This is a genomic window from Nocardia caishijiensis NBRC 108228, assembly GCF_001612825.1.
GTDB classification, from domain to species: domain Bacteria; phylum Actinomycetota; class Actinomycetes; order Mycobacteriales; family Mycobacteriaceae; genus Nocardia; species Nocardia caishijiensis.
The window spans coordinates 71,786-88,821 of the sequence record NZ_BDBE01000039.1 but is presented as its reverse complement, the minus strand read 5'-3'; the positions used below and the strand labels follow the sequence as shown (position 1 = coordinate 88,821).

18 protein-coding genes and 1 pseudogene are annotated in these 17,036 nt (G+C 69.6%); 8 read left to right on the top strand and 11 right to left on the bottom strand.

Translation table 11 applies throughout. From position 1 onward, the window contains the following. Nucleotides 1–9 precede the first annotated feature (9 nt). Together NC7_RS21760 and NC7_RS21755 are read left to right on the top strand one after the other, a co-directional pair. Nucleotides 10–729, top strand: a complete 720-nt coding sequence (locus NC7_RS21760) for a class II aldolase/adducin family protein (RefSeq protein ID WP_067986029.1) — start codon at nucleotides 10–12, stop codon at nucleotides 727–729. Then, nucleotides 726–1,670, top strand: coding sequence for an ABC transporter substrate-binding protein (locus NC7_RS21755; RefSeq protein WP_067986027.1), 945 nt, complete (start codon nucleotides 726–728; stop codon nucleotides 1,668–1,670). Before NC7_RS21760 ends, NC7_RS21755 begins: the two co-directional genes overlap by 4 nt. Before the next feature lie 150 nt (nucleotides 1,671–1,820). Here NC7_RS21755 and NC7_RS21750 read toward each other — a convergent pair whose 3' ends face one another. After that, a complete protein-coding gene (locus NC7_RS21750) occupies nucleotides 1,821–2,369 on the bottom strand; it encodes a hypothetical protein (protein WP_067986025.1) in 549 nt (182 codons plus the stop codon). 108 nt (nucleotides 2,370–2,477) lie between these two features. On the opposite strand from NC7_RS21750, the gene NC7_RS21745 reads away from it, so the two are divergent. The 3 genes from NC7_RS21745 (at nucleotide 2,478) to NC7_RS21735 (ending at nucleotide 4,750) form a co-directional block, all read left to right on the top strand. Next, nucleotides 2,478–3,626: a sensor histidine kinase gene (locus NC7_RS21745; protein WP_236573605.1), complete on the top strand. Its 1,149-nt coding sequence runs from the start codon at nucleotides 2,478–2,480 to the stop codon at nucleotides 3,624–3,626. Continuing rightward, a complete protein-coding gene (locus NC7_RS21740) occupies nucleotides 3,623–4,264 on the top strand; it encodes a response regulator (RefSeq protein ID WP_067986023.1) in 642 nt (213 codons plus the stop codon). The genes NC7_RS21745 and NC7_RS21740 overlap by 4 nt, the downstream gene beginning before the upstream one ends. Nucleotides 4,265–4,459: 195 nt before the next feature. Next, the gene (locus tag NC7_RS21735; RefSeq protein ID WP_174550258.1) at nucleotides 4,460–4,750 is read left to right on the top strand and encodes a hypothetical protein; all 291 of its coding nucleotides are present in this window, start codon (nucleotides 4,460–4,462) and stop codon (nucleotides 4,748–4,750) included. A gap of 4 nt (nucleotides 4,751–4,754) precedes the next feature. Here NC7_RS21735 and NC7_RS21730 read toward each other — a convergent pair whose 3' ends face one another. The 8 genes from NC7_RS21730 to NC7_RS21695 form a co-directional block, all read right to left on the bottom strand. Further along, nucleotides 4,755–6,005, bottom strand: a complete 1,251-nt coding sequence (locus tag NC7_RS21730; RefSeq protein WP_067986021.1) for a serine hydrolase — start codon at nucleotides 6,003–6,005, stop codon at nucleotides 4,755–4,757. Between the two features lie 129 nt (nucleotides 6,006–6,134). Further along, on the bottom strand, nucleotides 6,135–8,855 hold the full coding sequence (locus tag NC7_RS21725) for a fumarate reductase/succinate dehydrogenase flavoprotein subunit (protein ID WP_067986019.1): 2,721 nt from the start codon (nucleotides 8,853–8,855) through the stop codon (nucleotides 6,135–6,137). Next, nucleotides 8,852–9,586: an ABC transporter ATP-binding protein gene (locus tag NC7_RS21720; RefSeq protein WP_067986016.1), complete on the bottom strand. Its 735-nt coding sequence runs from the start codon at nucleotides 9,584–9,586 to the stop codon at nucleotides 8,852–8,854. The genes NC7_RS21725 and NC7_RS21720 overlap by 4 nt, the downstream gene beginning before the upstream one ends. Beyond that, nucleotides 9,583–10,545: an ABC transporter permease gene (locus NC7_RS21715; protein WP_236573607.1), complete on the bottom strand. Its 963-nt coding sequence runs from the start codon at nucleotides 10,543–10,545 to the stop codon at nucleotides 9,583–9,585. The genes NC7_RS21720 and NC7_RS21715 overlap by 4 nt, the downstream gene beginning before the upstream one ends. After that, complete coding sequence (locus tag NC7_RS21710) at nucleotides 10,542–11,969, bottom strand: ABC transporter substrate-binding protein (RefSeq protein WP_084458678.1); 1,428 nt, start codon at nucleotides 11,967–11,969, stop codon at nucleotides 10,542–10,544. Before NC7_RS21710 ends, NC7_RS21715 begins: the two co-directional genes overlap by 4 nt. 17 nt (nucleotides 11,970–11,986) lie before the next feature. Then, the gene (locus tag NC7_RS21705) at nucleotides 11,987–12,214 is read right to left on the bottom strand and encodes a 4Fe-4S dicluster domain-containing protein (RefSeq protein WP_019046727.1); all 228 of its coding nucleotides are present in this window, start codon (nucleotides 12,212–12,214) and stop codon (nucleotides 11,987–11,989) included. After that, nucleotides 12,215–12,985, bottom strand: coding sequence for a GntR family transcriptional regulator (locus NC7_RS21700; protein WP_067986014.1), 771 nt, complete (start codon nucleotides 12,983–12,985; stop codon nucleotides 12,215–12,217). A gap of 177 nt (nucleotides 12,986–13,162) precedes the next feature. After that, nucleotides 13,163–13,834: a PaaI family thioesterase gene (locus NC7_RS21695; protein WP_067986012.1), complete on the bottom strand. Its 672-nt coding sequence runs from the start codon at nucleotides 13,832–13,834 to the stop codon at nucleotides 13,163–13,165. Nucleotides 13,835–13,934: 100 nt separating this feature from the next. Between NC7_RS21695 and NC7_RS21690 the strand changes: the two genes are divergently transcribed. Beyond that, a complete protein-coding gene (locus NC7_RS21690) occupies nucleotides 13,935–14,585 on the top strand; it encodes an HAD family hydrolase (RefSeq protein ID WP_067986294.1) in 651 nt (216 codons plus the stop codon). Here the strand turns inward: NC7_RS21690 and NC7_RS28675 are convergent. Both NC7_RS28675 and NC7_RS21685 read right to left on the bottom strand, forming a co-directional pair. After that, nucleotides 14,586–14,669: pseudogene (locus tag NC7_RS28675) on the bottom strand (mycothiol transferase); the annotation flags it as partial. A 53-nt stretch (nucleotides 14,670–14,722) separates the two neighbouring features. Beyond that, nucleotides 14,723–15,541: an alpha/beta fold hydrolase gene (locus NC7_RS21685; protein WP_067986010.1), complete on the bottom strand. Its 819-nt coding sequence runs from the start codon at nucleotides 15,539–15,541 to the stop codon at nucleotides 14,723–14,725. Between the two features lie 75 nt (nucleotides 15,542–15,616). On the opposite strand from NC7_RS21685, the gene NC7_RS21680 reads away from it, so the two are divergent. Together NC7_RS21680 and NC7_RS21675 are read left to right on the top strand one after the other, a co-directional pair. After that, complete coding sequence (locus NC7_RS21680) at nucleotides 15,617–16,441, top strand: AraC family transcriptional regulator (RefSeq protein ID WP_236573609.1); 825 nt, start codon at nucleotides 15,617–15,619, stop codon at nucleotides 16,439–16,441. Between the two features lie 92 nt (nucleotides 16,442–16,533). Further along, nucleotides 16,534–17,007: a hypothetical protein gene (locus NC7_RS21675; protein ID WP_157102129.1), complete on the top strand. Its 474-nt coding sequence runs from the start codon at nucleotides 16,534–16,536 to the stop codon at nucleotides 17,005–17,007. Nucleotides 17,008–17,036: the final 29 nt, after the last annotated feature.

Genomic DNA, 17,036 nt, shown 5'->3' with positions numbered 1-17,036 from the left:
GGAGTCCCCATGACCACCACCGAAACCCTGCTGCCGGAGACCGTGACAGCCTTCGTCGCGGCGGCCACCCACGACGCCGAGACCGCGTTCCGGGTCTTCCGGGAGACCGGAACCGTCACCGGCAACGGCACCGTCAACTTCGTCGAGCGCGTGCCGGGCACCGAGATCGCCGTCGCCCTCAACGAACCGGGCCCCTGGGCCACGGACCGCACGGTCGAACCCGTCGTGGCCTCCTTCGACGGAGAGGTGTTGTCCGGCAAGGGATCGGCCGGATTCGTCACCGGCTACGCGAAGGTCTTCCGCGCCCACCCGGAGATCACCTCGGTCGTGCACATCCACACGCCCTGGCTGGGTGGCTGGGCCCAGACCCACCGCACCCTGCCCATCCGCTACGCCGCATCCCAGCGGCACACCCTGTCGCGCGAGATCCCGCCGCACATCGACCGCACCATCGGCGCGGGCGACTTCATCCTGAGCAAGCTCGAGACCGATCCGCACCTGGCCGCCATCTTCGAGGCGAACGGCGGGGCCAATGTGATCGGCCGTGCCGGTCTGCTGGAACTGGCGAAATTCGTGGTGCTGCTCGAGGAGGGCGCGCAGTATCAGGCGATCGCCGAAACCCTCGGCGGTTCGGTGGAATTCGATCCGTCGAACCTGGCGGTGCAGTGGCAGCGCAGCGGGCTGGCCGACGAAGCCCGCCGCCTCGGCCTGATCGGAGACGCGCGATGAGCATCCGGGTCGGCTACTTCCCACACAACAACTCGCTGTTCGTCCTGCGCCACCGCGGCATTCTCGAACGGCTGCTGCCCGAGGTCGAATGGGTCGACCTGCGCGCGCTGCCGCGGCCCGCACGGGTCGATCCGAAAACCGCACTGCCCGGCGAACATTCGGACTGGCTGTTCACCGAGGGCGGCTACGACATCATCGGCACCGGCTTCACCCCACCGCTTACCGCCCTTGCCAACGGCCGCGACATCGTCTACCTCGGCATCTCGGGCCCGCGGGTGGAGAACGGCAGGCTGGTCGCGACCGCCGCGAGCGGTATCACCTCCGCCGCCGATCTTCGGGGTAAACGGGTCGGCATCGCCCACGGTTCGTGGCAGACCACGCTGCTGCTCTTCGCCCTCGACAAGGTCGGGTTGACCTGGGCGGATGTCGAACCGATCGACGTGGACGTGCGCGGCGGCGGTGCGGCACTGCTGGCCGGTGAGCTCGACGCCTGGGTCGGCACCTACCCCGGTCTGCACGAGATCGAGGCCGCCATCGAACTCACCACCCTGGTCGACACCGCCTCGGTCTTCAGCCACCCGTCCCTGTGGTTCACCCGCCGCGACCTGGCCGAAGGCGATCCCGACACCGTGGAGGCCGTGCTGGCGGCGTTGCGGGAATCCGATGCCTGGATCGTCGAGAATCCGCGGGCGGCGGCACAGTATTTCGTCGACGACGCGCTCCGCCATGGGATCCCCGCCGATCTCGACGCCTGGGAAGCGGCGCTGCGCGGGCGGCCGTTCGGCGTGCACCCCGTGACCGAGGACTTTCTCGACGAGCAGCAGCGCGCCGCCGACCTCCTCGTCGCGAACGGGCTGCTCCCGCGCTCGATCGAGGTGCGCTCGGCGGTGCTCCCGTGGATCGGGGAGCTGATCGACGAACAGGCCACCACCACGGTCTGAGCCTCCGCATCCGATGCCCTGGCCTGCCGGTTCGGGCGCCCAGGGCATCGGATGCGATCGCAGTCCGCTCTCGACGCGGGTCTCGGCGCGTGGCCGACGATTCGCCGCCGCCGACGTGCGGCGGGCCGGTCGGCGACGGTTCGCCCCGGATCAACTCCGCCGCGACCCCGTCACCCACACCGGTCCGGTGAGCAGCCAGATCATCGTGATCACGCCGAGCGAACCGAAGATCCCCATCAGCTGTTCGCGCTGTTCGGCGTCGGCCACCGTGTAGCTCAGCACCAGGGTGAGCGCGCCCGCGATGGCGGCCGCGCCGAGCCAGCGGGCGAAGTCGGCCCACTCCTTGCGGGTGCGTTCGGGCCCGTACTTCGGTACCCGCACCGGCGCGGGGCCGCCCGCGAACCGGTGGGCGAAGCGCTCGTCGAGCCACCGGATCATGCGCGGTCCGAACATCACCGTGCAGCCGAGGTAGATCCCGGCGATCCGGTGCGCGAACGTCACTTCGCCGCCCCGGTGCAGGTCGATCGCGACCGCGACCACCAGCACCACGTCCAGCGCGGGAACCAGCGCGAGGGTGACTGTGCTGGCGCGCCGCAGCCGCAGCAGGTATCGCAGGGCCAACCCGCCCACCACCAGCACCCAGAAGCCGATTTCGCACCCCGCGATCGTCAGCAGTACCGGGTTCGTCAGTTCGTTCATGCGTTCAGAGTGTCGAACCGGATGCGGTGGGCACATCCGGCTTCCGGTCGCGGGCGGGTCCGTCCTTCGGGGGACGTCTAGCACCGCCCGATGTGCTGGAATGAGCAGATGCCCACCGTCCGCGCGCCCATGGACCGGCTCGTGGCGGCGTTCGACAGCGCTACCTCCGCGGCCGTCGGGGTCTTCCTCGTCGGATTGCTGCTGTGGGGGGTCGGTGGCTGGTCCATCGTCGTCGACCGCGATCTCTACCCGCCCGCCGCGAAACTGGCCCTGCTCTTGGCGGCCCTCGCCATCCAGCTCACCGCGCAGCGCAGGCCCGCGCTCGCCTTCGGCCTGATGATCGTGTTGCTGGCGGGCGACTTCGTCTATGGGCCCTCGCTGCCGCTGTGGATCGCGCTGACCGACGTGATCTTCCTGGCGGTGAGCACCGGGTCGGCCCGGCTGTCGGTGGTGGTCGGCTGGTTCGCGTTCCTGGTGACCGTCGGTGGGGCGCTGCTCGCCCTGGCCCTGCTCGGGGTGCGGGCCGCGCTCTACGCCGGTCTGATCGGGGTCGCGCTCACCTGGTCGCCCCTCGGCTACGGCCGCGCCGTGCGTGCCTCCCGGCGAATGGTCGACGCCGAACGCGACGCCGGTCGCGCCGAACTCGCCGCGCGCGACGCCGAACGATCCGCGGCCATCGGGGAGGAGCGCAGACGCCTGGCCCGCGATCTGCACGACGCGGTCGCCGGTCACGTCTCGGCCGTGGCGATCCTCGCCGAGGTCGCGCAGCGCGACCCGGGCAATATCGGTGTCCTGCAAACGATCCGGTCGAGCAGCCTGGCCGCCATGGAGGAGATGCGGACCACGATCGAACTGCTCACCGGACCCGACGACAGCGCCGTCACGACTCGGCTGGCCTCGCTGGACGGCCTGATCGAGGCGGCCGAGGCGGCGGGCGGGTCGGTGACGCTGCGACGACCCGACGACCTGTCGATGCCGCTGGCGATCGAGGCCGTGGTCACCCGGATCCTCGGCGAGACCATCACCAACGCGACCAAACACGCACCGGGCGCACCCTTGGACGTCGAACTGCGCCGGGAGGGCGCCGGGTTGGTGGTCGAGGCAAGCAATCCCCTCGGTTCCGAGGTGGTGACAGGCCACGGAAACGGATTGCGCAACATGATGTTCCGCGCCGAATCGATGGACGGCACCGCGACGGCGGGTGTCCGCGACGGCCGATGGCATGTTCGGGTCCGGATCCCACTGGAGGCCCGATGACGGTGACCGTGCTCGTGGCCGACGACCACGCCGCGATCCGCGCCGGGCTGAAGATGCTGCTCGAGGCCACGGGGGAGGTGCGTGTGGTCGGCGAAGCCGCCGACGGCGCCGCCGCCGTGCGCCAGGCCAAGGCGCTGAGCCCCGATGTCGTCCTGATGGACGTGCGCATGCCTCGGGTCGACGGCCTGGCGGCCACGGCGGCCGTCGTCGCGGAGACCAGCGCGAAGGTCCTCGTGCTCACCACCTTCGCCCTGGACGACTACGTGCTCGGCGCGCTGTCGGCCGGGGCGAGCGGATTCCTGCTGAAGTCGGTGGGCGGTGACGAGCTGGTCCGTGCCGTCCGAGCGGTGGCCGAGGGCGACGCGGTGCTCGACCCGAAGGTGACCCGCGCGGTCATCGCGGCCCTGCCACGCGCCGAGGAAACCGCTCCACCCGACCTGTCGGCCCTCACCGACCGCGAACGGCAGGTGCTCGCCGGTCTCGGCGCGGGCCTGTCCAACACGCAGATCGGCACCCGCCTGCGGATCGGGGAGGCGACGGTGAAAACGCACGTCTCGCGGGTGCTGAGCAAACTCGGTGTGCAGTCGCGCGTGCAGGCCGCCGTCATCGCGGCACAGGTCGGTCTCGAATTTCCCTGACGCCGGGTCGTGCCGTTTGAAACGGGCACGCCGGTTCAATACCCATGTCAGGGCGCGGTGGTGGCCTGCGGAGTGTCGTGCACGCCACCAGACCCGCCTGAGGTTGAATGTTCAATAGATCTGGCTCTACCGCGTCATGCGTTCTCGACATCGGCGTCATCACGAACAACCGACGAAGGAGCAACGATCGTGAGCATGATCCTGGCCGCTGTACACGACACCTACGGCATCGTTCTCGCGCAGGTGGGCAACCCGACGCCGGAGGCGCCGCCCATGGCCGACAAGGTGCTGCAGCTCGGCCGGTACTTCACCTGGATGATCCTGCTGTCCGGCGTCACCGCCATCACCTACGGCGGCGGCCGCTTCGCGTGGGAGAAGTGGAACGGCGGCGGCCTGCAGTCACCCAAGATGATCGCCAGCGCGATGGCGGGCGGCGCCGTCGCCACCAGCGCGGGCACCATCATGAACGCCGTGATCGGAGCCTGACACCTCAGGGTCGGAACAGTCGTTCGGTCGGTGGTAGTGGGCGCAGGATTCTCGACACCTGGGCGACCAGCTGCCACGGCCGGTCCGTGTCGGTGGAGGCTTTTCCACTGGTGAGGATCGCACCGGCAAGGTCGCGGTCGGGATCGGCCCAGCCGTACTGGGTGGTCAGCCCGCTGCGACCGAAATGGTTGGTGGTGTCCGGCCCGAATTTCGACCGGCGAGCGCCCAATTCGAATCCCGCCCGGCTCACCCGGCCCGCGAGACCCGGCATCCGGTCGGCGGGCTGGATCGCGGTGCGCACCGTGTCGGGGTCCATGATCCGTACGCCGTCCGATTCGCCACCGCGGGCGAGGATCTCGTAGAACCGCGACAGCTCGGCGGCGGTGGTCACCAGATTGCCCGAGGGCAGCTCGGCGGTGAGGAACGCGTCATTGGTGGCCTTGGACGCCTTGTCCATCCGGCCGCCGACCGCTTTGTTCGTCAGGAACAGCATCAGGCGCGACGGTGGGGGACCGGTTTTCACGCTCGGTACCACCTGGTGAACGTCGGCCGGGTCGACACCGAAATTGGTCCACCGGAAGCCCAACGGTCGCAACACCTGCTCGGCGAGATGGTCGCGCATCCGCTTGCCCGTCGCCCGCCGCACGAGCAACCGCTGCACGAGTCCGCTGGTCAAGGCGTGATAGACGCGGAATCGGCCCGGCGGCCAGCTCGGCCGCAGCGCGGTGAGCGCCTCGACCGCGAGATCCTCGTCGATCGCCAGTTCCGCCCCCTGATAGGGCGGGGTGATGAACGGGATACCCGCCGAATGCGAGAGCACGTCACCGATGGTGATCACGCCCTTGCGATGCGACGCGAACTCCGGGATGTAGTCGCACACCGCGTCCTCCGCCGCGAACGCGCCCTGCTCGATGAGCATCGACATCACCGTCGCGGCGACGCCTTTCGCGGTCGAGAATCCGCAGAACGGTGTCTCGGTCGTGACGAGCACCTTCGCCACGTCGGGCCCATCGCTCGGCGCGTTGCCCCACCCGTGCCCGATGGCCCGGTTCAGCACGATCTTCCCGTTGCGCCGCAGGCACACCTGGATGGCGGGCGTGGTTCCCATCGAGTACCAATCCCGCACCGACGACCACAGCGCCTCGACCTCGGCCCGTGAGCACCCCGCGTCGACCGGATCGTCCTCGTACCCGACAGTCGTCACCGAGTCCAGATCCTCGGCGATCCTCACCACTGCGCCAGCGAGTGCGTTCATCGGGCCAGCCTACCGACGCCGACTCCTCGGCCGCTGCTGTCGACGACGCACCACACACGTGAGCAGGCTCTCTTCGAACGGGTCACAGTGCTGCCGAGTGGTGAGCGGGCGTCGTCGACCGACCAGTTGTCAGGCGACCGCGTCCGCCGGGGCCGTGTCGGAGACAGGTGTCCGACCTGCCGCTGTGACCGCCCGGCGGGCGTAGGCGCGGACATCGGCGTCGGGGTCGGCCACCGCCGGTTCGAGGGCGTCGAGCGCGGCGGTGCTGTCCGGCCAGGTGGACAGGGACAGGACCGCGGCCTTGCGGACATCGAGGTGGCGATCGGCCAGAGCCGCACGCAGCGGTTCCACCGCCACCCGCGGACTCGCGCCTGCCAAGCCCTTCGCCGCGCCGACCCGCACCTGCCAGGCCGAATGCCGCAGTGCGGCGACGAGGTCGGTGATGTCGTCGGTACCGAGGGCGGCGTAGGCGGTGAGCGCGGCGGCACGAACGAGGGGATCGGGGTCGGCGACCAACTTCGCGACCACCTCGCGACCACCCGTACCGATCGAGGCCAGACCGTGCGCGACCGCGATGCGCACCTCCCGGTTGACATCACCGGCGATCGAGGCGACGGCCTCGGCGTCGTCGAGCGAGACCAGCGCCCGCACCGCCTCGATCCGCACCCGATGATCCGGATCGGCCAGGGCCGCACGGAATTGCGTGCCAGTCCCGGCCCGGAGCGCACGCAGCAGATCGACGACCGTCGCGCGCACCAGCGGATCAGGGGAGCCGAGGTGATCGGCCAGCGCGCCGGGCCCCGGCAGAACCTCAACCAGTTCCCGCAGGCTCTCGGTGGCGGCGCGACGCACCGAGGCGCCCTCGTCGGCGAGCGCGCGCACCAGTTCGTCGGCGAACCCCTCGGGTGTGTTCTCGGTGAGCACCGAAAGCGCCGCCACCCGGACAACCGGATCGGCATCGTCGAGGTAGCTCGAAACATCTTCGAGTACAGGCGAATCCAGGGCGAGCAGGGCGACCAGCCGGGGTGAGGACGGCGTCACCGGCGCGGTCGGGCGCGGGGCGGGCTCGGCCCGTTGGGGAGCCCGGGTACCGACCAGGTCCGGCTGGGCGATCACCTCGACGATCGGCTCGGCCGACGGCACGTCGTCCAGGCCGGGCACCGGCACCAGATAGGGCGCCACCGACCGCTTGACGAACTCCATCTCCCCGTCGGCGGCCTTGCGCAGATTCAGGTGGAAATTCCACGACTCGTCGTCGCGCTCGGGCAGGTCGGCGCGATCGTGGTAGAGACCCCACCGCGATTCGGTGCGCGTGAGCGAACTGCGCGAGGCCATCTCCGCGCAGTCCCGGATGAACTGCACCTCCACCGCGCGCATCAGCTCGTGTGGGGTGTGCGCGCCGATGCCGTCGACCTCGGCGCGCATCCGCTCGAAGGTCTCCACCGCGATCGACAGCTTCGCCGCCGTCTTCGGCGGCGCCACATAGTCGTTGACGAAACGGCGCAACTTGTATTCGACCTGGGTCTGCGGCGGACCCTCCGGCTGACGCAACGGTCGGTAGATCAGTTCGTGCGCCTCGGCGAGCTGATCGGTTGGCAACGCCCCCGGTGCGTCGACCTCGGGCAGCGTGGACGCCGCATGCGCCCCCGCGAGGTCGCCGTAGACGAACGCGCCGATCATGTAGTTGTGCGGCACGCAGGCCAGGTCGCCCGCCGCGTACAGCCCCGGCACCGTGGTACGCGCGTTCTCGTCGACCCACACGCCCGACGCCGAATGCCCACTGCACAAACCGATTTCGGAGATGTGCATCTCGATGTCGTGGGTGCGGTAGTCGTGACCACGATTGGCGTGGAACGTGCCACGGGTCGGCCGTTCAGTGGTGTGCAGGATCGATTCGAGGGTGGACAGCGTCTCGTCCGGCAGATGCGACACCTTCAGATAGATGGGTCCGCGCGCGGACTCGATCTCCTGCTTCACCTCGGCCATCATCTGCCCCGACCAGTAATCGGAGTCCACGAACCGCTCGCCCTCGGCATTGACCTGATAGCCGCCGAACGGATTGGCCACATAGGCGCAGGCCGGGCCGTTGTAGTCCTTGATCAGCGGGTTGATCTGGAAGCATTCGATGCCCGAGAGTTCGGCTCCGGCGTGGTAGGCCATCGAGTACCCGTCGCCCGCGTTGGTCGGATTCTCGTAGGTGCCGTAGAGGTAGCCGGAGGCGGGCAGCCCGAGCCGACCGCACGGGCCCGTCGCCAGGATCACCGCTTTCGCCGCCACCTCGACGAATTCGCCGGTGCGCGTGTTCAGCGCGGCCGCGCCGACCGCCCGCCCGTTCGCGGTGAGCACGCGCACGGGCATCAACCGGTTCTCGATGCGGATGCGCTCGCGCATCGAACGCTGTCGCAGCACCCGGTAGAGGGCCTTCTTCACATCCTTGCCCTCGGGCATGGGCAACACGTACGACCCGGAGCGGTGCACCCGGCGCACCGCGTACTCGCCGTACTCGTCCTTCTCGAACTTCACGCCGTAGCGTTCGAGGCGCTGCACCATCGCGAAACCCCGTGTCGCCGTCTGGTACACGGTGCGCTGGTCGACGATCCCGTCGTTGGCGCGGGTGATCTCGGCGACGTAGTCCTCCGGCTCGGCCTTGCCCGGGATCACGGCGTTGTTCACACCGTCCATGCCCATGGCCAGTGCCCCGGAATGGCGCACATGCGCCTTCTCCAGCAGCAGCACGTTCGCCCCTGCTTCGGCGGCGGTGAGCGCGGCCATCGTGCCCGCGGTGCCGCCGCCGATCACGAGCACATCGCAGTCGAGGCGGACACGGTCGTCCAGATCGGGAATGTTCACAGCGACTCCAGGATTCGGGACCTCAGCGCGGTGCGGTCGACCGTTTCGCGCGGGTCGGGCACCTCGACGAGTGCCCGCAGCGTGCCCGCGCCGAGCACGGCGATCCGGTCGCCGAGGCGCAGTGCCTCGTCGAGGTCGTGGGTGACGAAAACGACGGTGGTCGGGTGCGCGCGCCAGGTGTCGACCAGCAGACGCTGCATCTCGGCGCGGGTCTGGCTGTCGAGCGCGCCGAACGGTTCGTCCATGAGCACCGCGCGCGGTGAACCCGCCAGGCTGCGGGCGAGTTGCACCCGCTGGCGCATCCCGCCGGACAGATCGCGGGGCAGGAAGTCGGCGTACCCGGTGAGCCCGACCTCGCCGAGCCAGCGCAGCGCCTGTTCCCGGCGCTCGGCTCGCGCGACACCGCGAAGACGCAGGGCCAGTTCGACATTGGCACGGGCCGTACGCCACGGCAGCAGCGCGTCGTCCTGGAAGACCAAGGCCCGGTCGGCCGAAGGTCCGGTGACGGCGTCGCCGTCGGCCCGGATCGTCCCACCGCTCGGCTCGCGCAGGCCCGCGATCGCGCGCAGCAGGGTGGACTTGCCGCAGCCGGACTTGCCGACCAGGACGAGGATCTCCCCGGCCCCGATCGACAGATCCAGATCGCGGACAACGGTTCTCGAGCCGTAGCCGACACGCACCGATTCCAGATCGAGGCGCATACCGAGCGAGACGGCGGTGGCGGTGGTCATGCGGAAACCTCTCTCGGCAGCCAGCGGGTCGCCCGCCGACCGGCCAGTTCGACGATGCCGGAGGTGAGGAAGCCGAGGACGCCGATGGTGATCATGCCGACGAACACGGCCGGGTAGTCGACGATGGTGTAGGACTGCCAGGTGCGGTAGCCGATGCCGAGTCGACCGGAGATCATCTCCGCGGAGATGAGGCAGATCCACGCCACCCCCATGCCAACCGACAGGCCGCTGAACACGCCGGGCAGGATGCCGGGCACCACCACCCGGGTGAGCACCTCCCGCCGGGACGCGCCGAGGGTGCGCACCGCGTCCTCCCAGATGGTCGGCAGCGCCCGCGTCGCGTGCCTGGTGCTCACCAGCACCGGGAACAGCGAGGCCGTGAACGTGATGAACACGATGCCCGATTCGTCGCTGGGGAACAGCAGGATCGCCACCGGGACCAGCGCGATCGCCGGGATCGGCCGCACCAGTTCGGCCAGCGGACCGAACACATCGGCCAGCAGCCGGGACCGACCGAGACCGATCCCCGCCGCCACGCCCACCACGGCGGCCAGTCCGAATCCGGTGACGATACGGATCAGCGACTGTGCCACGTCCAGGTAGTACTGGCCCGCGCCGAGGTGCTCGCCGAACTCGGCGACGATCTCGGTCACCGTCGGCAGGGTGTCGAAGCGCAACCCGGCTCGCACGTCGTTCGCGGTGAGCAGTTGCCACACCCCGATCGCCGCCACCACCGAACCGACCCGGATCAACCGGGACGTCCACCCGGAGGTCTCGGTGGCGCTCGCGGGGATTGCGCTGTCGGCCAGCGGCTGCGACGCGGGAGCTGACGCCTCGCTGTCGATCAGGGGAACGTCGCGTTCGGCGCGCAGCGCCGTGGAGTCGGGCAGAGCCGTGGAGTCGGGCAGCGTGGTGGTGTCGGGCGGCGCCGGGTGATCCGAGCGGGCGGTGGTGCTCATCCTCGGACCTCGGCGACGGCCTGGTCGTAGGTGACAGCGGTGGCCGTCGGGTGCGTGGCCCGGTACCGGTCGGCCGCGGCCTGGGTGGTGAAGGGCAGGTGCCGGGCGCCGTCACGCAACCAGATCGACTTGTCGGCGAACCAGCGCGTGCCGAGCTCGGCATCGGGAACGTAGGCCGCGCGCACGGTCTTGCCCTGCGCCCGGGCCGCCTGCACCGCCCGCAGCAGGCAGTCGGGGTTCGCGGCGGGCTGCGGCTTCTCGGCGCCGTCGACCCACACCTCACCGGCGAGGGCCGAATCGGTCACGGGCACAGCGCAGATCGGATCGGTGCCGGTGACCGTACTCGGGTTGGTCGCCGCGGCGAGGTTCGCGTCGTAATCGCGTCCGGTCTCGGCGAACGCCTGGCGCAGCGGCCCGTCCTGCACGAACGCGTCGATATCGAGGTCGGCGAAGTCACCGATCGACTTCAGGTAGTTCACGTCTCCCTTGAACGCCTCGATGAGCGTCCCCTTCAGGGTGGTGTCGAAGCTCGTGCCGCCCGGACCGTTGTAGAGGTACACGACCTCTTGCGGCAGCCCCGAGCCCTTGGCGACGAGATCGGCTGCCTCGAACGGCTTTTCGTTGAGGAAGGCGGTCGCGTCCAGTTGTGCGGCCAGAAACGCCTGCAACACCTCGGGGTGCTCGGCCGCGTAGGCCCGCCGCGCGACGACACCGTGGAAGGTCGGCACATTCAGTTCGGCGCCGTCGTAGAGCAGCTTGGCCTTGTTCTGCTGCACCAGCAGCCCCGGCCAGGCCACGAACTGCGACAGCGCACTCACCTGATGCGATTCCAGGGCCGTCGCCCCCACCTGGGGCTGCTGGTTGAGCACCTCCACACCCTTGGCCGGGTCGATGCCCGCACGGCTCAACGCCTGCACCAGAGTGCCGTGCCCGGCCGAACCCACGCTGGCCGAGATCTTCTGCCCGGCCAGGTCGGTCAGCGAGCGCGCCGGTGAATCGGTGGGCACCACGACCATGTTCAGCGCGCCCTTGGGGTTGTAGCCGGTGATCGACACCAGTTCGGTGCGGGAGCGCTCGGCGGCCTGGGTGCGGGAACCGTTGATCAGCAACGGGTAGTCACCCATCGAACCGATGTCGATCTTCTCCGCCACCATCTGGGCGGTGATCGGCGCGCCGGTGTCGTAGTCCTGCCACTCCACCTGGTACTTCGCGCCGCCCGCGTCGGTGATGTGCTGCAGCCGCCGCTCCAGGTAACCCTGTGCGCGCAGCAGCGTGCCCGCGGTGACGGTGTTGATGGTCTTGGACTGGTAGCCGATGACGACCTTGACGGTGCCCGCGGGTGCGGCCGTGGAGCTTTCGAGCGAGCACCCGGCCACGGCGAGTGCGACGGCCAGGGCGACGGGCAGGAGGCGAGTGATCTTCATGCGTGGGATTCCCGGGTTCAGCGGAGCAGATAGGGCATGTTGACGGTGACGGCCCCGGTGGGGCAGCGCGCGGCGCAGGGCCCGCAGTACCAGCACTCGTCGACGTGCATGTAGGCCTTGCCCGAATCTTCGTGGATGGCAAGGGAATCGAGTGGGCACATGTCGACGCACAGCGTGCAGCCGGTGATGCACAGGGATTCGTCGATCGTCACGGGGACGTCGGCGCGCTGGGGGACGAGGGCCATCTAACGGACCTTCCATTCGGGTGCGCCGCGCACGAGGCTGCCGCGCATGGTGATTCGGTCGCCGCGCATGCGGATGTACTCGAGGTCGACGGGCCTGCCGTCCTCGAGTCGGGTGAGTCGCTCGAGCATCAGCAGCGGCGCACCGGCCGGGGCATCGAGGGTGACGGCGGTGTGCGGGTCGGCGGCCACCGCCTCGAGGGCGATCTCGGCGTCGCCGAGTGGGCGGCCGGTGATCTGCTCGAGCAGGACGAAGACGTCGGTGTTGGCGAGGTCGTGGGCGAGCACCTCGGTGCCGATGTCGGGAACCAGATAGGTCAGGTCGAGGCTCAGTGGCAGATCGGCCAGGAACCGCAACCGCTCGATGTAGACCACCTGTTCACCCGGTGTGAGCCCGAGCTTGCGGGCCACGGCGGGCGGCGCGGTGACGGTGCCTGCCACGCGCACTTCGTTGCGCACCGTGCCGTGCACGGCGAGGGTCTCCTGCAAACCGAGCAGTACGTCGAGGCCGTGATCGAACTTGCGGGCCGCCACCCGGGTGCCCACCTTCGGGGCGCGGTCGATGAGGCCCTCGTCGCGCAGCAACGCCAGCGCCGCGCGGACGGTGTTGCGGGAGGCGCCGTGCTCGGCGGCCAACTCCTGTTCGCCGGGAACCGTGCCGTCGAGCGCACCCGACAGGATCTGGTGGCGCACCACGTCGGCGACGCGACGAGCCCGATCGGCGCGCCGGTCGGGCCCCGGCTCTTTCGTGCCTGTTCTCTCGCTGACCTGCATGAACAGCGACGATAGTGGCGATTACGCCGGTGCGGGCGGCGTGCGGAACAGCGCGCGACGGACCGGATGTCTCTGCGCCGGGTGCCGGGTCGCGCGACCTGCGCGAACCCGGCCCGTCCCGGCTATTGCGCCACCCGGCGCGTCAGTACCGGCCTTGGAATCAGGCCGATCGTAATGTCAGGGCTGGCCCGGTTTGAGCACGATGAAAAGGCCGTTGGCCTCGGCGCAGAGCCGATCACCGTCGTGCAGGGTCGCCTTCAGGTACACCTTGCGGCCGTCGCGGCGTTCGGCACGGGCGCGCACGGTGAGTTCGCGCTCGAGCGGGGTGACGGAGCGGTAGTCGACGGTCAGCGAGGCCGTCCGGGTCACCGCGCCGGTGGCCAGGGCGGCGGTCATGCCGAGGATGTCGTCGAAGGCGAGCGAGATGTGCCCACCGTGCGCGGCCTGGTTGCCGCCCAGGTGGAACGTGCGGAAGGTGACCGTGGCGGTCACCCCGTCGCGGCCGCCGCTGACGACCGTGTACGGCGGCAGCGTGATGTTGCCGCGCGCGGGTAAGTCCGTGCGCGTCCAACTCGGTGAGGACCACTCGTCGACCACGGCCTCGTCGAGGCGGGCATTGAGCTGTTCGAGCGCGACGATCGTTTCCTTGGCCAGCTCGTCGGACGGGTTCGCCAGTCGCGCGCGGTCCATCAGCTCACGCACCTGCTCGATGAACTCGCCGTAGTGCGGTCCGCCGACCAGGGTGTCGCTCTCGCTCGCACGCGCCTCGATCAGCTCCGCCATCGGCCGGAAGCCGCCCTCGTGCTGCGTCTGGTCGGGTCGCGGGTCGCCGACGTGATTCTCGTCCATATGTAACACGTTATCGTTTCCGAGCTGGGCGTTCGCGCGGGGGATCGGCGCTTCTCGGTTAGGCTCGATGCCGATCATCATCGACGGCGAAAGGCTTGGTATGAGTATCGCGGCGGTTGTGTTCGACATGGACGGCGTGCTGATCGACTCCGAGCCCGTCTGGGAGAAGGTCCGCAAAGACTACGTCACCGTCAATGGTGGTCGCTGGCAACCGGATTCGCAGCAGCGGATGATGGGGATGTCCACCGTGGAATGGTCGTCGTATCTGGCCGACGATCTCGGTGTCGCCCAGCCCGCCGACAAGGTCGCCGCCGACGTCATCGATCTCATGGCCGACGAATACGCCCAGCATCTGCCGCTGCTGCCCGGCGCCGTCGACGCCGTGCGCCGCTGCGCGGATTCCTGGAAGCTCGGCCTCGCCAGTTCCTCGCCCGCCTCCCTGATCGCCCTCGTCCTGGAGAATGCGGGGCTGATGGCGAGCTTCGCGACGGTGCTGTCCACCGAGGAGGTGGGTCGCGGCAAACCCGCGCCCGATGTGTACCTCACCGTCGCGCAGCGTCTGGGGTTCGACCCGGAGAACTGCACGGCGGTGGAGGATTCGACCAACGGGCTGCGGTCCGCGCACGCCGCGGGGATGCGGGTGATCGCCGTGCCGCGCCCGGAGTTCCCGGCCTCGGCCGAGGCACTGGCGCTGGCCCAGGCGGTCATCGACGGTCTGGACCAGCTCACCACGCAGGTGGTCACCGGCTGATCACACACTGCCGGTGACCCCGTCGATACGTTCGCGTAGCAGGTCCGCGTGCCCGTCGTGGCGGGCGTACTCCTCGATCATGTGCGGCTACACCAAGTGAGTGGTGGTGCGAGGCTACCGCGTGGGGCGAACGCGGCCTAGGGCGCGCCGTCGAGGATCGAGCGGGCGAGTGCGTCGGGGTCCTCGAGCATCGCGAGATGCCCGACGCCGCGAAGGTGGTGCACTTGGGCACCCGGCACCACCTCGTAGTCGTGTGCCGATGCCGGATCCCAGCGCGGGTCACGATCTCCGAAGATCACCAGCAGTGGCTTTCCGGCTTCGGCGAGGCGCTCGGGCACAGGCCGCGTGGCGATGTAGTCGACATTGGCGGCGAGAATCGCCCGGAAGGCGCGATAGGACGTCCTGCGCATGTCGGACACCGCACTGTCGGGCACCGTGATCGGGGCCGCCGCGGTCGCCGCCAGGCCGCGTCGGATCATCGAACCGGTACGAAGCGCCCACACGAGTGGTCCGAAGGGCGGCGCGGTGAGCGCCCGGATGATCGCCGGTTCCGGGAGCAGCGCCGCGTGACTCGGCCCGGTGCTCACCAGCACCAGTCCACCGACCAGATCCGTACGCCGCTCCACGAGGGCCGTGGCGACATATCCGCCGCTGGAATGACCGACCACCCGCAGGTCGCCGACGCCGAGTTCGTCCATCGCCGCGGCCACCCGATCCGCTTGTCGCGCAACGGTGTACGTCGACATCGGCGCGGACCGGCCGCATCCGGGAAGGTCGATCGTGATCACCCGATACCTCGTCGCGAGCGAGGCCACCACCGGTGCCCACATCGAACCGGTCGCGCCCGAGCCGTGGACGAGCAACAGGGGTGGGGCCGCTGGTTCCCCGATGATGACGACATGTACCCCGTGGACCGTCACGTCCTCGGATGCGGGGGTAAGACTCGATTCGCTCATATCGACAGTGTCGACGCGACGCGTCGCGCCGTATTGAACGAATGTCACGTTTTCGGCCGCGGTTACCCTGGATTCATGACCGTGACGGGCCGGTGGGACTGGAGTCGGGTCGACGTCGCCGTCCCGCTCGGCCCGTCCGTACCCGGAATCCGGATGGCGGGTTTCCGGTACCGGGAAGACGCTCCCGTCGACATCACGATGATCCCGCATCCGCTGGTGACCGTCCTGCTCGACCTCAGCGAGCACGGTGTCGTTCACGACGTTTCCGGGGGCCGGGTCACCGGAAACGCGGTCATCGGCCTGCGGGCCGGTGCCTTCCGGATCACCAGCGCCGGGGTCGGCGACGTCCTGCAGATCCGCATGTCACCTGTCGTCGCGGCCGCGATCCTTCGGGACACCGACATCATCGGTGGCGCTGTGGCACCGTTGACGGAACTGTGGGGCCCCGCTACCACTTTCCTGATCGAGCGCCTCCGTGCGACGCCGTCGTGGGACGACCGGTTCGCGATCACCGCCGCGTTCCTGCGCAGCCGGTTTCCCCGCAAGTCCGGTGTCGCACCGGAGCTCGCGTACGTCTGGGACCGGACCGTCCGTGCCGGTGGCCGGGTCCGCATCCACACTCTGGCCACCGAAACCGGTTGGACCCGCCAGCGGCTCTGGTCCCGCTTTCGCACCCAGCTCGGAGTCTCGCCCCGGCACGCGTCCGAACTGGTCCGCTTCGATCGTGCCGCTCATCTCCTGGCAGGCGGGCGACCGCTCGCGGAGGTCGCCGCCGAGGCGGGTTATGCCGACCAATCTCATCTGCACCGCCGTACCAGGGCGGCTACCGGGACGACTCCCACCGTCGTCGCGAGGGCACCGTGGCTCGCGATCGATGACCTCGCGTGGCCGACGACCTGATCGTCGGATTCTTCGCAGAGGTTGTGCGCGCGGACCGGTTTCCCGGGGACGCCGGTGGTCGGCTGCGGGGCCGCGTCCGGCACACTGGCCCGATGGGTGCCGAGCATGTCGACCTGCCCGAGGTCGTGGTCCACGTCGGTGACGGTTCGGGAGCGCCGCGCGCCGTCGACCCAGCCCGTCCGGGCGCGGATGCCGTCGACCCGGCCCCCGACCACCCGTTCCTGCTGCTGACCCGGGGCGCGGATCACATTCAGGCCCGTTATCTACCCGACGGCAGTTACGAGCTCGAACACACCGCTGACACCGACCGTCGCCACCTGTTCACCACGGACGCCGTGCTGGTCCGCGACATCGTCTGGTCCTGGATTCAACGCGACAGCTGGTGGTCCGACACTGTCGCCTGGACCACCGTCGACCCCGCCCTCGCCGAATTGGACGCGCTGCGCGCCGAACTCACCGACATGCTCGACGGCATGTCCCTGCTCGATACCGTCACCGACGACCTCGACGCGGCCCTTGCCCGCGCCGACGAACTGCTCGCCGACCCGGACCTCCCCGACTGCTGACGACCTCGTCGGCGGCAGGTCGCCGCAGA

Coding starts and splice junctions, on each gene's coding strand:
- NC7_RS21760 (WP_067986029.1), top strand. CDS start 10: ATGACCACCACCGAAACCCTGCTGCCGGAGACCGTGACAGCCTTCGTC.
- NC7_RS21755 (WP_067986027.1), top strand. CDS start 726: ATGAGCATCCGGGTCGGCTACTTCCCACACAACAACTCGCTGTTCGTC.
- NC7_RS21750 (WP_067986025.1), bottom strand. CDS start 2,369: ATGAACGAACTGACGAACCCGGTACTGCTGACGATCGCGGGGTGCGAA.
- NC7_RS21745 (WP_236573605.1), top strand. CDS start 2,478: ATGCCCACCGTCCGCGCGCCCATGGACCGGCTCGTGGCGGCGTTCGAC.
- NC7_RS21740 (WP_067986023.1), top strand. CDS start 3,623: ATGACGGTGACCGTGCTCGTGGCCGACGACCACGCCGCGATCCGCGCC.
- NC7_RS21735 (WP_174550258.1), top strand. CDS start 4,460: ATGATCCTGGCCGCTGTACACGACACCTACGGCATCGTTCTCGCGCAG.
- NC7_RS21730 (WP_067986021.1), bottom strand. CDS start 6,005: ATGAACGCACTCGCTGGCGCAGTGGTGAGGATCGCCGAGGATCTGGAC.
- NC7_RS21720 (WP_067986016.1), bottom strand. CDS start 9,586: ATGACCACCGCCACCGCCGTCTCGCTCGGTATGCGCCTCGATCTGGAA.
- NC7_RS21715 (WP_236573607.1), bottom strand. CDS start 10,545: ATGAGCACCACCGCCCGCTCGGATCACCCGGCGCCGCCCGACACCACC.
- NC7_RS21710 (WP_084458678.1), bottom strand. CDS start 11,969: ATGAAGATCACTCGCCTCCTGCCCGTCGCCCTGGCCGTCGCACTCGCC.
- NC7_RS21705 (WP_019046727.1), bottom strand. CDS start 12,214: ATGGCCCTCGTCCCCCAGCGCGCCGACGTCCCCGTGACGATCGACGAA.
- NC7_RS21700 (WP_067986014.1), bottom strand. CDS start 12,985: ATGCAGGTCAGCGAGAGAACAGGCACGAAAGAGCCGGGGCCCGACCGG.
- NC7_RS21695 (WP_067986012.1), bottom strand. CDS start 13,834: ATGGACGAGAATCACGTCGGCGACCCGCGACCCGACCAGACGCAGCAC.
- NC7_RS21690 (WP_067986294.1), top strand. CDS start 13,935: ATGAGTATCGCGGCGGTTGTGTTCGACATGGACGGCGTGCTGATCGAC.
- NC7_RS21685 (WP_067986010.1), bottom strand. CDS start 15,541: ATGAGCGAATCGAGTCTTACCCCCGCATCCGAGGACGTGACGGTCCAC.
- NC7_RS21680 (WP_236573609.1), top strand. CDS start 15,617: ATGACCGTGACGGGCCGGTGGGACTGGAGTCGGGTCGACGTCGCCGTC.
- NC7_RS21675 (WP_157102129.1), top strand. CDS start 16,534: ATGGGTGCCGAGCATGTCGACCTGCCCGAGGTCGTGGTCCACGTCGGT.